This window comes from Rhodobacter capsulatus (genome assembly GCF_005144475.1).
GTDB lineage: Bacteria > Pseudomonadota > Alphaproteobacteria > Rhodobacterales > Rhodobacteraceae > Rhodobacter > Rhodobacter capsulatus_C.
Genome location: NZ_SWJZ01000008.1, coordinates 98,995 through 110,479, shown reverse-complemented (window position 1 = coordinate 110,479; position 11,485 = coordinate 98,995). Strand labels below are relative to the sequence as shown.

At 66.3% G+C, this 11,485-nt stretch carries 15 protein-coding genes and 1 tRNA gene; 10 read left to right on the top strand and 6 right to left on the bottom strand.

The window, feature by feature from the left end; all coding sequences use genetic code 11:
- Positions 1 to 57: 57 nt before the first annotated feature.
- The 3 genes from FBT96_RS01740 to FBT96_RS01730 are packed head-to-tail and all read right to left on the bottom strand — an operon-like array spanning position 58 to position 1,569.
- Positions 58 to 672 (bottom strand): MotE family protein, encoded by a 615-nt coding sequence (locus tag FBT96_RS01740; RefSeq protein WP_136904675.1) that lies wholly within the window; start codon positions 670 to 672, stop codon positions 58 to 60.
- Positions 669 to 1,064 carry a hypothetical protein gene (locus FBT96_RS01735; RefSeq protein ID WP_136904674.1) on the bottom strand — a complete coding sequence of 132 codons (396 nt, stop codon included), beginning with the start codon at positions 1,062 to 1,064 and terminating at the stop codon, positions 669 to 671. The genes FBT96_RS01740 and FBT96_RS01735 overlap by 4 nt, the downstream gene beginning before the upstream one ends.
- Positions 1,065 to 1,074: 10 nt before the next feature.
- Positions 1,075 to 1,569, bottom strand: coding sequence for a flagellar basal body-associated FliL family protein (locus FBT96_RS01730; protein WP_136904673.1), 495 nt, complete (start codon positions 1,567 to 1,569; stop codon positions 1,075 to 1,077).
- Between the two features lie 78 nt (positions 1,570 to 1,647).
- Between FBT96_RS01730 and fliF the strand changes: the two genes are divergently transcribed.
- From fliF to fliP, 4 genes are read left to right on the top strand one after another with little or no spacing between them, the layout of a single operon-like run.
- The gene (fliF, locus tag FBT96_RS01725; RefSeq protein WP_169583117.1) at positions 1,648 to 3,360 is read left to right on the top strand and encodes a flagellar basal-body MS-ring/collar protein FliF; all 1,713 of its coding nucleotides are present in this window, start codon (positions 1,648 to 1,650) and stop codon (positions 3,358 to 3,360) included.
- On the top strand, positions 3,357 to 3,962 hold the full coding sequence (locus FBT96_RS01720) for a FliH/SctL family protein (RefSeq protein ID WP_136904671.1): 606 nt from the start codon (positions 3,357 to 3,359) through the stop codon (positions 3,960 to 3,962). The genes fliF and FBT96_RS01720 overlap by 4 nt, the downstream gene beginning before the upstream one ends.
- Complete coding sequence (locus FBT96_RS01715; RefSeq protein ID WP_136904670.1) at positions 3,955 to 4,227, top strand: FliM/FliN family flagellar motor switch protein; 273 nt, start codon at positions 3,955 to 3,957, stop codon at positions 4,225 to 4,227. Before FBT96_RS01720 ends, FBT96_RS01715 begins: the two co-directional genes overlap by 8 nt.
- Before the next feature lies 1 nt (position 4,228).
- Positions 4,229 to 4,951, top strand: coding sequence for a flagellar type III secretion system pore protein FliP (gene fliP, locus FBT96_RS01710; protein WP_136904669.1), 723 nt, complete (start codon positions 4,229 to 4,231; stop codon positions 4,949 to 4,951).
- On the opposite strand, the gene msrA is transcribed toward fliP, so the two are convergent.
- From msrA to FBT96_RS01695, 3 genes are all read right to left on the bottom strand, one after another.
- On the bottom strand, positions 4,942 to 5,439 hold the full coding sequence (gene msrA, locus FBT96_RS01705) for a peptide-methionine (S)-S-oxide reductase MsrA (protein WP_136904668.1): 498 nt from the start codon (positions 5,437 to 5,439) through the stop codon (positions 4,942 to 4,944). The genes fliP and msrA overlap by 10 nt on opposite strands.
- Positions 5,440 to 5,443: 4 nt before the next feature.
- Positions 5,444 to 5,890 carry a peptide-methionine (R)-S-oxide reductase MsrB gene (gene msrB, locus FBT96_RS01700; RefSeq protein ID WP_136904667.1) on the bottom strand — a complete coding sequence of 149 codons (447 nt, stop codon included), beginning with the start codon at positions 5,888 to 5,890 and terminating at the stop codon, positions 5,444 to 5,446.
- 92 nt (positions 5,891 to 5,982) lie between these two features.
- Positions 5,983 to 6,058: transfer RNA gene (locus FBT96_RS01695), tRNA-Lys, on the bottom strand.
- 106 nt (positions 6,059 to 6,164) lie between these two features.
- On the opposite strand from FBT96_RS01695, the gene dapF reads away from it, so the two are divergent.
- The 6 genes from dapF to FBT96_RS01665 all read left to right on the top strand — a co-directional run bounded on the left by dapF (position 6,165) and on the right by FBT96_RS01665 (position 11,439).
- On the top strand, positions 6,165 to 6,998 hold the full coding sequence (gene dapF / locus FBT96_RS01690) for a diaminopimelate epimerase (protein WP_136904666.1): 834 nt from the start codon (positions 6,165 to 6,167) through the stop codon (positions 6,996 to 6,998).
- Positions 6,995 to 8,254 carry a tRNA (N(6)-L-threonylcarbamoyladenosine(37)-C(2))-methylthiotransferase MtaB gene (mtaB, locus tag FBT96_RS01685; protein ID WP_136904665.1) on the top strand — a complete coding sequence of 420 codons (1,260 nt, stop codon included), beginning with the start codon at positions 6,995 to 6,997 and terminating at the stop codon, positions 8,252 to 8,254. The genes dapF and mtaB overlap by 4 nt, the downstream gene beginning before the upstream one ends.
- A 93-nt stretch (positions 8,255 to 8,347) precedes the next feature.
- Positions 8,348 to 8,770 (top strand): alternative ribosome rescue aminoacyl-tRNA hydrolase ArfB, encoded by a 423-nt coding sequence (gene arfB / locus FBT96_RS01680; protein WP_055210191.1) that lies wholly within the window; start codon positions 8,348 to 8,350, stop codon positions 8,768 to 8,770.
- Entirely contained in the window at positions 8,763 to 10,025 is a 1,263-nt protein-coding gene (locus FBT96_RS01675) for an aspartate aminotransferase family protein (RefSeq protein ID WP_136904664.1), read from the top strand. Before arfB ends, FBT96_RS01675 begins: the two co-directional genes overlap by 8 nt.
- Complete coding sequence (locus tag FBT96_RS01670; protein WP_136904663.1) at positions 10,022 to 10,996, top strand: phosphotransferase enzyme family protein; 975 nt, start codon at positions 10,022 to 10,024, stop codon at positions 10,994 to 10,996. Before FBT96_RS01675 ends, FBT96_RS01670 begins: the two co-directional genes overlap by 4 nt.
- On the top strand, positions 10,993 to 11,439 hold the full coding sequence (locus FBT96_RS01665; RefSeq protein ID WP_136904662.1) for an NUDIX hydrolase: 447 nt from the start codon (positions 10,993 to 10,995) through the stop codon (positions 11,437 to 11,439). Before FBT96_RS01670 ends, FBT96_RS01665 begins: the two co-directional genes overlap by 4 nt.
- The last annotated feature ends 46 nt before the right edge of the window (positions 11,440 to 11,485 follow it).

The window sequence follows — 11,485 nt, the reverse complement described above, 5'->3', positions numbered from 1 at the left end:
TTCTCCATGCTCTTGCCGAGACCTTGGCAGAGTTCGCTTAACAAAAGCTCTTCAAAGTCAGTTTTGCGGCGCCCCGGCGTTGCGACCGGCCATGATCACGCTGATCGTGTAGGCAACCTTCGGATCCAGGGCCGCCATCACCGCCGCAGAGGTCTCCGGGCGCATCCGCGACAGGAATCCGGCCGCAAAATCCGGGGACATGGCCGAAAACAGCGGCGCCGCGTCCTTCGGTTTCATGTTCTCGTAGACGGTCACCAGCCTGGTCACATCTTCGTCAGCCGCATTGTCCGCAATGGTCACGGTCTGCGCCAGATTCCGTTCCGCCTCGACCAGCGAGGCGAGTCGCTCCTCGATGCGCTTTTCCGCCAGGTTGATCGCCTGCGACCGGTCCGACAGCACCTTTTCGCGCTCGGCCAGCTTGCGTTCCCGCGTCTGGACCTCGGAGTAAAGCTGCATCACGCCGGGTTCGGTGACGCATTCCGCGGTTTCGGACGCGGCGGGCGTGGCCTCGGCGCTGTCGAGCGCCAGCGCGAAGCCCGAGCCGAATCGGACCAGGGCCGAGGCGGCGAACAGCGCCGCAATCAGCACGAGAGAGCCGCGGCCGATCCGTCTGCGCACTTTCTTCGCAGCCGGTTTGGGCGTGGGCACGGGCGCCGGACGGGGCGTCTTCATTCGGCGGCCTCCAGATCGGACGGGCGCACCCGGCGGCGCAACACGCGCTGACGTTGCGGTTCCGGGTCCGGCATGGGCGCCGCGGGCGCTGCCGGGGCTGCCGTCGGCGTGGCCGCGGCCTGCGACATCGCCATCAGCAGTTCCAGCCGCTGCGCGCTCTGCTCGGCACGTTCCGTCAGGCTGCGCAGCTGCTCCGCCGAGGTGGCCGCCGTCGCCTGCGCCCGGTTGAGCGCCTTGGTCATGTCGTCGACCTGGGCCGAGAGCACGGCGATGGCGCCGCCCATGCCGCTTTCCAGCTGGTTGAACCGCTTCAGCCTGCGGGCCAGAACCATGCAATAAACGCTGGCGCCCAAGGCGCCCAGACCCATGAGAATATCTGCGATCATCTGCATTTTTCTCTCCCTAGTTCATCACGAATTCGATCACGAGCAGGTCGTTGACCATGCCCTCGCCGACCACGATCTGGACCCGGCGCAGCATCTGCGCGCGCAGCCGCAGCAGCGCGGCGGGGTCTTCGAGATCGGTCACCTCGACCGCGCGCAGGAAGCCGTTCAGAACATCCATCACGCGCGGCTTGAGCAGCTCGACTTCCTTTTGCTTCGGCAGCGGCACTTCAAGCTGGGCGGAAAACCGCAGATGCCGCGCAGTGCCTTCGGTCAGGGAAATCACCATCGGATCGAGCGCGACGAAAGCGATCTGCGGTTCGGTCGCCTCGGGATGCTCTTCCTCGGCGGCGGCTTCGGCGCCGTCCGTATGCGCCGGTGCAAGGATCATGCCGGAATAGACGGCATAGAACGCCCCCCCGCCGAGCAGGAGCATCAGCACCAGCCCGATCAGAATCGGCAGTTTCGATTTCTTCTTTGGCGCTTCTTCGCCTTCAGCTTCTGGCTCGGCCATGGCGGTCCCCGATTTCTTCGATCCATCCTGCTATACCCCCGCACCCACTAACCGATTGTTAAGGGCGATCGGAGAAAGATGCACAGGACGACGGGGCAGAAGTCCGCTCGATGGAGGTGCGTCTTGCAGCAGTTGATGGCCTTATGGCAGGGATTGGACACGACGCGACGCGTGCTTGTGGCCGGGGCGACGATTCTGATGTTCGCGGCGATCTTGACGCTGTCGAGCTTCGCTTCGCGGTCCGATATGGCGCTTCTTTACGCGGGTCTTGAAGGGGCGCGGGCCGGAGAAGTGGTGACCGCGCTGGAAGCCCGCGCGGTTCCTTATGAAGTGCGCGGCGATTCGATCTATGTCGATGCCGCGCGGCGCGACGAGTTGCGGATGGCGCTGGCGGGCGAGGGTCTGCCGGCGACGGGCGGCGCGGGGTATGAGCTGCTCGACGGCCTGTCGGGATTCGGCACCACCTCGCAGATGTTCGACGCTGCTTATTGGCGCGCGAAAGAGGGCGAACTGGCCCGGACCATCGTGGCCAATCCGATGATCCGCGCGGCGCGGGTGCATATTGCCCCGCCCTCCGGGCAATCCTTCCGCAAGGAGAGCCATCCGACCGCCTCCGTCACCGTGACGACAGCCTCGGGCGGGCTCTCGCCCACACATGCCAAGGCCTTGAAATTCCTTGTGTCCTCTGCGGTGCAGGGGATGAGCCCGGATGATGTCTCGATCATCGATTCGGTGGCGGGGCTGATTTCGACCGGCGATGACGCCTTCAACCCGGCCGCGAACGACCGCGCCGAGGAGCTGCGCAGCAATGTCGAGCGGCTGCTCGAGGCGCGGGTGGGCTATGGCAATGCGGTGGTCGAGGTCTCGGTGCAGACGGTGACCGAACGCGAGGCGATCACCGAAAAGCGGATCGAACCCGACAGCCGGGTGGCGATTTCGACCGAAACGCAGGAGCGTTCCGAGAAATCCGACGATACCAAGCCGGGGGCCGTGACGGTGGCCTCGAACCTGCCGCAGGGCGATGCCGCGAATGGCGGCAAATCGCAGAGCCAGGCCTCGGAAACCCGCGAACAGGTGAATTTCGAAGTCTCCGAGACGACGCGCGAAGTGCTGCGCAATCCGGGCGACATCAAGCGGCTGACCGTCGCGGTTCTGGTCGATGGCGTCGAGGGCAAGGACGCGAATGGCGTCACGGCGATCACGCCGCGCACCGACGAGGAACTGGCGGCGCTGAAGGAGCTGGTGGCTTCGGCCGTGGGCTTCGACGAAAAGCGCGGCGACGTCATCACCATCCGCTCGATGGCCTTCGAGCCGCTTGCCGAAACCGGCACCGAGGCGACCAGCAGCCTCTTTGCCTCGGCGCCCCTCGATACGATGCAGCTGATCAAGATCGCGGTGCTTGCCATCGTGGCGCTGATTCTCGGCCTCTTCGTGATGCGTCCGATCCTGGCGCAACGGGCTGCGGCGGCCGAGGCGGAGCGGGCGATGAACCTGCCCGGCGGCATGATCGGCTCGGACGAAGGCACCGGCCGGGCGCTGACCGGAGAGATCGCCGATGGCGACATGCCGATCGGATCGATGAACGTGGTCTCGGACTTCGACCTTGGTGACATGCCGATGACGATGGGCACCGGGAACTTCGGCGACATGGGCATGGGCGGCGGCATGGGCGGCGGGTCCGACCAGCCCAGCGATCCGGTGGCACGCCTGAAGAAGCTGATCGAGGAACGTCAGGCCGAATCGGTCGAGATCCTGCGCAGCTGGATGGATGAGGCGGAGGAACGCGCATGAGCCGGAGCCGGGTTCAACTGGAATCCTTCGAGGCGGAGCCCGCCCCGCCGCCGCCGCCGCAGATCGAGATCGATCCGGGCGCCTTCGAGGAGGAACGTCTGGCGGCCTTTGAAAAGGGCTACGCTGCCGGTTGGGACGATGCGATCGCGGCGCAGGAGGCCGAGGGCGCCAAGCTGCGCTCGGATCTGGGGCAGAACCTGCAGGAGTTGTCCTTCACCTATCACGAGGCGCGGCAGGAGATCCTGATGGCGCTGCGCCCGCTTCTGGTCGATATCGCCGCCAAGCTGCTGCCCGCGATGGCGCGGCAGACGCTGGCGCAGATGGTGGCCGAGCAGCTGCAGCCGCTGGCCGAATCGGCGACCTCGGTGCCGATCGCCATTCTGGCCAGCCCGCTCAGCCTGCAGGTGATCGAGGAGGTTCTGGGCAACCGCTCCAGCCTGCCGCTTGTCTTCGTGGGCGACACGACCCTTGGCGAAGGTCAGGTCTATCTCAAATTTGCCGAAACCGAGACCCGGATCGACCTCGATGGGGTGATCCGGCTGATCGCGGACGCGATCGACACCTATTTCAGCGCCAACCAGCAGGAGGCCGCTCATGGATGACACCCCCCCGTCCAGCAACCCGTTTGCGCAAGTTCCGATCGAGATCACCATTTCGGTGGGCAAGGCCCGGCCGCTGGTGCGCGATCTGTTGCGGATGAAGCGCGATTCGATCCTGCCGCTGGATCGTCGGGTCGAAGATCCGGTCGAGCTTTATGTCGGCGACAAGCTCATTGCCCGCGGCGAGCTGACCGAGATGGAAGGCGAATCGAACGGCCAGCTCGCCGTGCGCCTGACCGAGGTCGTCGATCTGCAGAACGGGCTCTGACATGCGCGGTCTTGCCCTTGCATTAACGTTAATGATCCTTGCGGCGCCTGCAGGCGCGCAGGAGATCACGCTCGACATGGGCGGGAACGGAAGCCTGACGAATTCCTCGCTGATTCTCATCGCGGGGATCACGCTGCTCAGCCTGGCGCCGGGTCTGGCGATCATGGTGACGTGCTTTCCCTTCATCGTCACCGTGCTCTCGATCCTGCGGCAGGCGATGGGGCTGCAACAGTCGCCGCCGAACATGCTGATCATCAGCCTGGCGCTGTTCCTGACCTGGTTCGTGATGGAGCCGACCTTCATGGCCAGCTATCAGGCCGGGATCGAGCCGCTGATCGCGCAAAAGATCGACATCGTCACCGCCTTTGAACGCGGCGTCGAGCCGTTCCGCCTCTTTATGGCGGGCCGCACCGATCCCGAGACCTTCACCCAGCTGGCCGCGATCCGCGAAGGCGCCACCTACACCGGCACCGCGCGCGAGGCGCCGCTGTCGATCCTCGTGCCCTCCTTCATGCTGTCGGAGATCACCCGCGCCTTCGAGATCGGCTTTCTGGTCTTCCTGCCGTTCCTGATCATCGATCTGGTCGTCTCGGCGATCCTGATGTCGATGGGGATGATGATGGTGCCGCCCGCCGTGGTGGCCCTGCCGTTCAAGCTGGCCTTCTTCGTGGTGGCGAACGGCTGGGTTCTGCTCTCGGGGGCGCTGGTGCGCAGTTATTCCTGACGCTTCGGCAGCACCCAGTTCGGGCGGATCCTGTGGCAGGTGTAGCCGTTCGGGATCCGCTCCAGATAATCCTGATGCTCCGGCTCGGCCTGCCAGAACGGTCCGGCGGGGGCGAGTTCGGTCACCACCTTGCCCGGCCAGAGCCCCGAGGCGTCGACATCCGCGATGGTGTCCCTCGCGATGCGTTCCTGGTCTTCATTCGCGAAATAGATCGCCGAGCGATAGGACAGGCCGATGTCATTGCCCTGCCGGTTCGGCGTCGTCGGGTCGTGGATCTGAAAGAAGAATTCCAGCAGCCGCCGAAAGCTGATCCGAGCCGGATCAAAGACGATCTCGATCGCCTCGGCATGGGTGCCGTGGTTGCGATAGGTGGCCTGCGCCACGTCGCCGCCCGAATAGCCGACGCGGGTCGAGATCACCCCGGGCAGCTTGCGGATCAGATCCTGCATCCCCCAGAAGCAGCCACCCGCCAGTATCGCCTTTTCCATCGTCTCACGCCTCCAGTTCTGCCAGCCAGTCGCCGTAACCCTCGGCCTCCATGCGATCTTTCGGGATGAACCGCAAACTGGCCGAGTTGATGCAATAGCGCAGCCCGCCGCGATCGCGCGGGCCATCGGGGAAGACATGGCCCAGATGGCTGTCGCCATGGGCCGAGCGCACCTCGGTCCGGATCATGCCATGGCTGAGATCGCGATGCTCGCGGACATGCGCAGGCGCGACCGGATGGGTGAACGAGGGCCAGCCGCAGTGGCTGTCGAACTTGTCGCGCGAGGAAAACAGCGGCTCGCCCGAAACCACATCGACATAAAGCCCGGGGTCGGTGGTATTCCAGAATGCCCCGGTAAAGGCACGCTCGGTGCCGCTTTCCTGCGTGACGCGGAATTGCTCCGGTGTCAGCCGGGCCAGCGCTTCGGGGGTCTTGTGATATTTCTTGTCCATCTTTCGGCCTCCTGCGGCCCAGATGGTCCGGGGGCACGAAAAGTCCAGCCCCCGAAGGGGTTGTTTCTTTTCGCGATCCGCGGAGAGAGTGATGGTGAGCCGTGCAGGATTCGAACCTGCGACCCGCTGATTAAAAGTCAGCTGCTCTACCAACTGAGCTAACGGCCCATCACTGCGGCGCTCTCTAAAGGCCTGCGTCGGGGGGGTCAAGGGCCAAAACGCGAAAAAAATCGCGGCACTGGAAAAAACTGCGGACGGGGTGTAGAGGGCGCGCATGGACAACAGACCCCTTTCCGAACCCGGCCTGCGCTTTCTGAAGATGCACGGCCTTGGCAACGACTTCGTCGTGATCGACGCGCGCAGCGGTGAAAACCCGGTGACGCCTGCGCTGGCGCGGGCGCTGGGCGACCGGCATCGCGGCGTCGGCTTCGACCAGCTTGCGGTGATCCTGCCCGCCGAGGGCGCGGATTTCACGCTGGAATTCTGGAACTCGGATGGCTCGAAGGCGGGGGCCTGCGGCAATGCCACGCGCTGCGTCTCGGATCTGATGATGCGCGATCTGGGCAAGGATCGCGTCACGCTGACCACGGCGCGCGGCCGGCTTTCGGCGCGGCGGCGCGCGGACGGGCTGGTGTCCGTCAACATGGGCGCCCCGATTCTGGAGGCCGCGGCGATTCCCGTGGCGGGGGATCCGCTGGCGCTGCCGCTGGCGGGCGATCCCGTCGCCGTCGGCATGGGCAATCCGCATTGCATCTTCTTCGTCGAGGATGCCGAGGCCGCCGATGTTTCGGGCCTTGGCCCGAAGATCGAGCATCATCCGCTCTTCCCCGAACGCACCAATGTCGAATTCGCCGCGCTTGTCGGGCCCGATCATCTGCGGATGCGGGTCTGGGAACGCGGCGCGGGCATCACGCTGGCCTGCGGCTCGGGCACCTGTGCGACGGCGGTGGCGGCGCATCTGCGCGGCCTGACCGGGCGGCAGGTGATCGTCGATGTCGATGGCGGGCGGCTGGAAATCGACTGGCGCGAAGACGGCGTCTGGATGACCGGCCCGACCGCGCTGGTCTTCGAGGCGCAGCTGTCCCCCGCCTTCCTTACAACCCTATGAAACCGCCGGTCTTTTCCACGCTCGGCTGTCGGCTGAATGCCTATGAGACCGAGGCGATGAAAGAGCTGGCCGCGCAGGCCGGTCTTTCCGGCGCGGTCGTCGTGAACACCTGCGCCGTCACCGCCGAGGCGGTGCGCAAGGCCAAGCAGGAGATCCGCAAGCTTGCGCGCGAAAATCCCGGTGCGGCGATCATCGTCACCGGCTGCGCCGCGCAGACCGAACCCGAGACTTTCGCGGCGATGACCGAAGTGACGCGCGTCGTCGGCAATCACGAGAAGATGCAGCCCGAAACCTGGGCGGCGCTGGCGCCGAAAGGGGCGGATTTCATTGGCGAAACCGAGCGGGTGATGGTCGATGACATCCTCTCGGTCAAGGAAACTGCCGGTCATCTGATCGACGGTTTCGGGCGGCACCGCGCCTATGTGCAGGTGCAAAACGGCTGCGATCATCGCTGCACCTTCTGCATCATCCCGTTCGGGCGCGGCAATTCGCGGTCTGTCCCGGCCGGGGTGGTGGTCGAGCAGATCAAGCGGCTCGTCGATCGCGGCTTTGCCGAAGTGGTGCTGACCGGGGTCGATCTCACCTCCTGGGGGGCCGATCTGCCGGGCGGCCCACGGCTTGGCGATCTGGTGATGCGGATCCTGCGGCTGGTGCCCGATCTGGCGCGGCTGCGGATTTCCTCGATCGACAGCATCGAGGCGGATGACAACCTGATGCTGGCGATCGCGACCGAGCCCCGGCTGATGCCGCATCTGCATCTGTCGCTCCAGCATGGCGATGACATGATCCTGAAGCGGATGAAGCGGCGGCATCTGCGCGACGATGCGATCGCCTTTTGCGAGGAGGCGCGGCGGCTGCGCCCCGGCATCGTCTTTGGCGCCGACATCATCGCGGGCTTTCCGACCGAGACCGAGGAGATGTTCGAAAACTCCCTGCGGCTGGTCGCGGACTGCGGCCTGACCTTCCTGCATGTCTTCCCCTATTCGGCGCGCAAGGGCACGCCCGCCGCGCGGATGCCGCGGGTGGCGGGGCCGCTGATCAAGGACCGGGCGGCGCGGCTGCGGGCGGCGGGCGAGGCGGCGCTTCTCCGGCATCTGGCGGCCGAGGTGGGGCAGCTGCGGCAGGTGCTGACCGAGGGGCCGCGGCTCGGTCGGACCGAATATTTCACCGAAGTGTCGTTTGACCGTGATATGCCGGAGGGCACGGTGATGTCCTTGCGCATTTCCGGGCAGGATGGTGCCCGTCTGCTGGCCTGAGAGCGGGGCTCTGCCCCGCACGCCCTTGGATATTTTCGGCAAGATAAAGGGCCGGGGGCTTTTGTTTTTCGGATCGGTGTTTAGGTTGGGTCCATGCTGTGGATTGACGACACATTGGCGATTGCCGACTGGGAACTGTCGGAAAGCTTCACGCGCTCGCAGGGGCCGGGGGGGCAGAATGTCAACAAGGTCTCGACTGCGGTGGAACTTCGGTTCGAGGCCGCGCGCAGCCCGCATCTGACGCCCCCGGTGAAGGCGCGGTTGCAGCGGCTGGCGGGGCGGAAATGGACGCTGGACGGCGCCATCGTGATCCGGGCCGAGGAGACACGCAGTCAGCTGCGCAACCGCGAGCTGGCGCGGGAACGGCTGGCCGAGATGATCCGCGCCGCGCTGGTGGCGCCGAAGCGGCGGGTGGCGACGAAGCCGACCCTGGGCAGTCAGCGGCGGCGGCTGGCGGCGAAGACGGTGCGGGGCGAGGTGAAGGCGCTGCGGGGCAGGGTGGGCGAGGATGAGTGACCTGCTGGCCCGCCGCACGCGGCTTTTGGGGCCGAATGTGCCGACCTTTTACGAGCGCCCCTTGCAGATCGTGCGCGGCGAGGGCGTCTGGCTTTTTGACGAGACCGGGCGGCGCTATCTGGATTGCTACAACAACGTCGCGCATGTCGGCCATGGACATCCCCGCGTGGTCGCGGCGATTGCGGCGCAGGCTTCGGTGCTGAACACCCACACCCGCTATCTGCATGACGGGATCCTGAATTACGGTGAGCGGCTCATCGCGAAATTCGGTCACGATCTCCGCCAGATGCTGATGACCTGCACCGGCTCCGAGGCGAATGATGTCGCGCTGCGGATGGCGCAGGCGGCGACCGGCAAGACCGGGCTGATTGCCACCGACAACACCTATCACGGCAACACCACGGCCGTCGCGCATCTGTCGACCCGGCGTCCGCCGATCGGCGGCTACCCGCCCCATATCCGCCGCGTGCCCGCGCCCGACAGTCTGGCGCCCTTGGGCGGCTCCTTGGCCGCGCAGCCGCAGGCCTTTGCCGCAGGCGTGGCCCGGGCGATTGCCGATCTGGAGGCTTCCGGCCACGGTTTTGCGGGCCTCATGCTCTGCCCGATCTTCGCGAACGAGGGGACGCCGGGTATCGGCCCCGGGTTCCTTGCTCCGACCGTCGAGGTGGTGCGCAAGGCTGGGGGGCTGATCCTGTGCGACGAGGTGCAGCCGGGCTTTGGCCGGGTGGGGTCGCATTGGTGGGGCCATGAGTTTCTTGGCTTTGCCCCCGATGTGGTGACCTTGGGCAAGCCGATGGGCAACGGCCATCCGGTCGCCGCGGTGATCGCGCGTCCCGAGGTGATGGCGGCCTTTCGCACCGCCTTCGGCTATTTCAACACTTTCGCGGGCAATCCCGTTTCCTGTGCCGCGGCCAATGCCGTGCTGGACGTGATCGAAGACGAGGGCCTGGTCGAAAACGCCCGCGATGTCGGCCAGCATGCGCGCGACCTTTTGCGCGGCTTGCGCCATCCGCTGATCGCCGACACCCGCGGCTTCGGCCTTTTCTTCGGCATCGAATTTGCCGCCGATGGCCAGCCCGCCACCGATTTCTGCGGCCGGGTGGTCGAGGCCGCCAAGGAGGAAGGCATCCTGCTGGGCCGGGTCGGGCGCGGTCAGCATATTCTCAAGATGCGGCCGCCGATGCCGTTTTCACGCGACAATGCCGCGCAACTGGTCGAGACGCTTGATGCGATCTTGCGAAAGATCCCCGCATGATGGATGACGCCGCCGCCTACGAGATCGCCGCCGAGGCGCAACGCGCCTGGCTGTGCAGGGGCGCGCCGCTGCAGCTGGTCTGGCGATCCGAAAACATCGTCTTCGGCACCATCCTGCCCACCGGCACCAAGGCGGCGCTGCGGCTGCACCGTCCCGGCTATCAGGATGCCTCCGCGATTGCCGCCGAGCTGGCCTGGTCGGCGCGGCTGTGCGACCATGGCGTGGCGGTGGCCGAACCGATCCCGGCGGCGAATGGCGCCTGGGTGGTGCAGGCGCGCGGGCTGACCTTTTCCTGCCTGCGCTGGATCGAGGGGCGGCCGATGGGCGAGGCCGTGGCCCCCTTGGAAAACAGTGCCGTTCTGGCCCGGGCCGAGGATTTCGGCGCGCTGATCGCCGATCTGCACAATGCCACCGATGCGGGCGCCTGCCCCCGGCCCTTCCCGCGCGCGGGCTGGGACGCCGAGGCGCTTCTGGGCGAGACCCCGCGGCTGGGCCGGTTCTGGGAGGCGCCGACGCTGACGCCCGAGGAAAGCGCCCTTCTGCGCGCCGCGCGCGACAAGGCGCGGGGGCTTTTGCCCCGTGCCACCGATTTCGGACCGATCCACGCCGACACCTTGCGCTCGAATGCGATGATCACCCGGCAGGGCCTGCGGCTGATCGATTTCGACGACAGCGGCCCGGGCTGGCGGCTTTACGATCTGGCCTCGGCGCTGGTGCAAAGCTGGGGCGATCCGCTGTTGCCCGAACATGCCCGCCGTCTGGTCGCGGGCTATCGCAGCCGAAGACAATTGACTGTTAATCAATTGGAGCTGCTGCCGCTGTTCCTTGCGGTGCGGGCCTTCGTTTCTGCCGGATGGGTCGTCACCCGGGCGCCCGCCGACAGCCGCCGCCAGCGCGCCTATGCCTATCGGGCGGTGGCACTGGCGCGGATGCTGCTGGACGACGGCAGCCCCTGGGGGGACATCGGATGATCGGCCTGCCCCCGTTTTTGCGCAATCTGCTGGGCCACCGCCCCGAGGCCCTGCAGGTGGCGGCGATCTGTCGGCGCGGCAAGGGCCGCGAAACCGAGGTGCTGCTGGTCTCCTCGCTGGACACCAAGCGCTGCATCGTGCCGAAGGGCTGGCCGATGCGCGGCAAGACCCTGGCCGAGGCGGCGCTGCGCGAAGCCTGGGAAGAGGCGGGGGTGCGCGGCCGGGTGAATGCCGATCCGGTCGGCGCCTTTCATTACACGAAGCGGCGCAAGAACGGGCTTGAACAGCGCTGCAAGGTGCTGTGCTTCGTCGTCGATGTCGAGGGGCTAGATGACGACTATCCCGAGGTCGGGCGTCGGGCGCGACAATTCGTCCCGCCCAAGGCGGCGGCGAAACGGGTGCAGGAACGCGAATTGAAGCAGATCTTGCGCACGTTTTCGTGAAGGTCGCATTGCCTTGAGCGGGCATCAGGTCTAACCCACGCGCGAA

Coding starts and splice junctions, on each gene's coding strand:
- FBT96_RS01740 (WP_136904675.1), bottom strand. CDS start 672: ATGAAGACGCCCCGTCCGGCGCCCGTGCCCACGCCCAAACCGGCTGCG.
- FBT96_RS01735 (WP_136904674.1), bottom strand. CDS start 1,064: ATGCAGATGATCGCAGATATTCTCATGGGTCTGGGCGCCTTGGGCGCC.
- FBT96_RS01730 (WP_136904673.1), bottom strand. CDS start 1,569: ATGGCCGAGCCAGAAGCTGAAGGCGAAGAAGCGCCAAAGAAGAAATCG.
- fliF (WP_169583117.1), top strand. CDS start 1,648: ATGCACAGGACGACGGGGCAGAAGTCCGCTCGATGGAGGTGCGTCTTG.
- FBT96_RS01720 (WP_136904671.1), top strand. CDS start 3,357: ATGAGCCGGAGCCGGGTTCAACTGGAATCCTTCGAGGCGGAGCCCGCC.
- FBT96_RS01715 (WP_136904670.1), top strand. CDS start 3,955: ATGGATGACACCCCCCCGTCCAGCAACCCGTTTGCGCAAGTTCCGATC.
- fliP (WP_136904669.1), top strand. CDS start 4,229: ATGCGCGGTCTTGCCCTTGCATTAACGTTAATGATCCTTGCGGCGCCT.
- msrA (WP_136904668.1), bottom strand. CDS start 5,439: ATGGAAAAGGCGATACTGGCGGGTGGCTGCTTCTGGGGGATGCAGGAT.
- msrB (WP_136904667.1), bottom strand. CDS start 5,890: ATGGACAAGAAATATCACAAGACCCCCGAAGCGCTGGCCCGGCTGACA.
- dapF (WP_136904666.1), top strand. CDS start 6,165: ATGGACAACAGACCCCTTTCCGAACCCGGCCTGCGCTTTCTGAAGATG.
- mtaB (WP_136904665.1), top strand. CDS start 6,995: ATGAAACCGCCGGTCTTTTCCACGCTCGGCTGTCGGCTGAATGCCTAT.
- arfB (WP_055210191.1), top strand. CDS start 8,348: ATGCTGTGGATTGACGACACATTGGCGATTGCCGACTGGGAACTGTCG.
- FBT96_RS01675 (WP_136904664.1), top strand. CDS start 8,763: ATGAGTGACCTGCTGGCCCGCCGCACGCGGCTTTTGGGGCCGAATGTG.
- FBT96_RS01670 (WP_136904663.1), top strand. CDS start 10,022: ATGATGGATGACGCCGCCGCCTACGAGATCGCCGCCGAGGCGCAACGC.
- FBT96_RS01665 (WP_136904662.1), top strand. CDS start 10,993: ATGATCGGCCTGCCCCCGTTTTTGCGCAATCTGCTGGGCCACCGCCCC.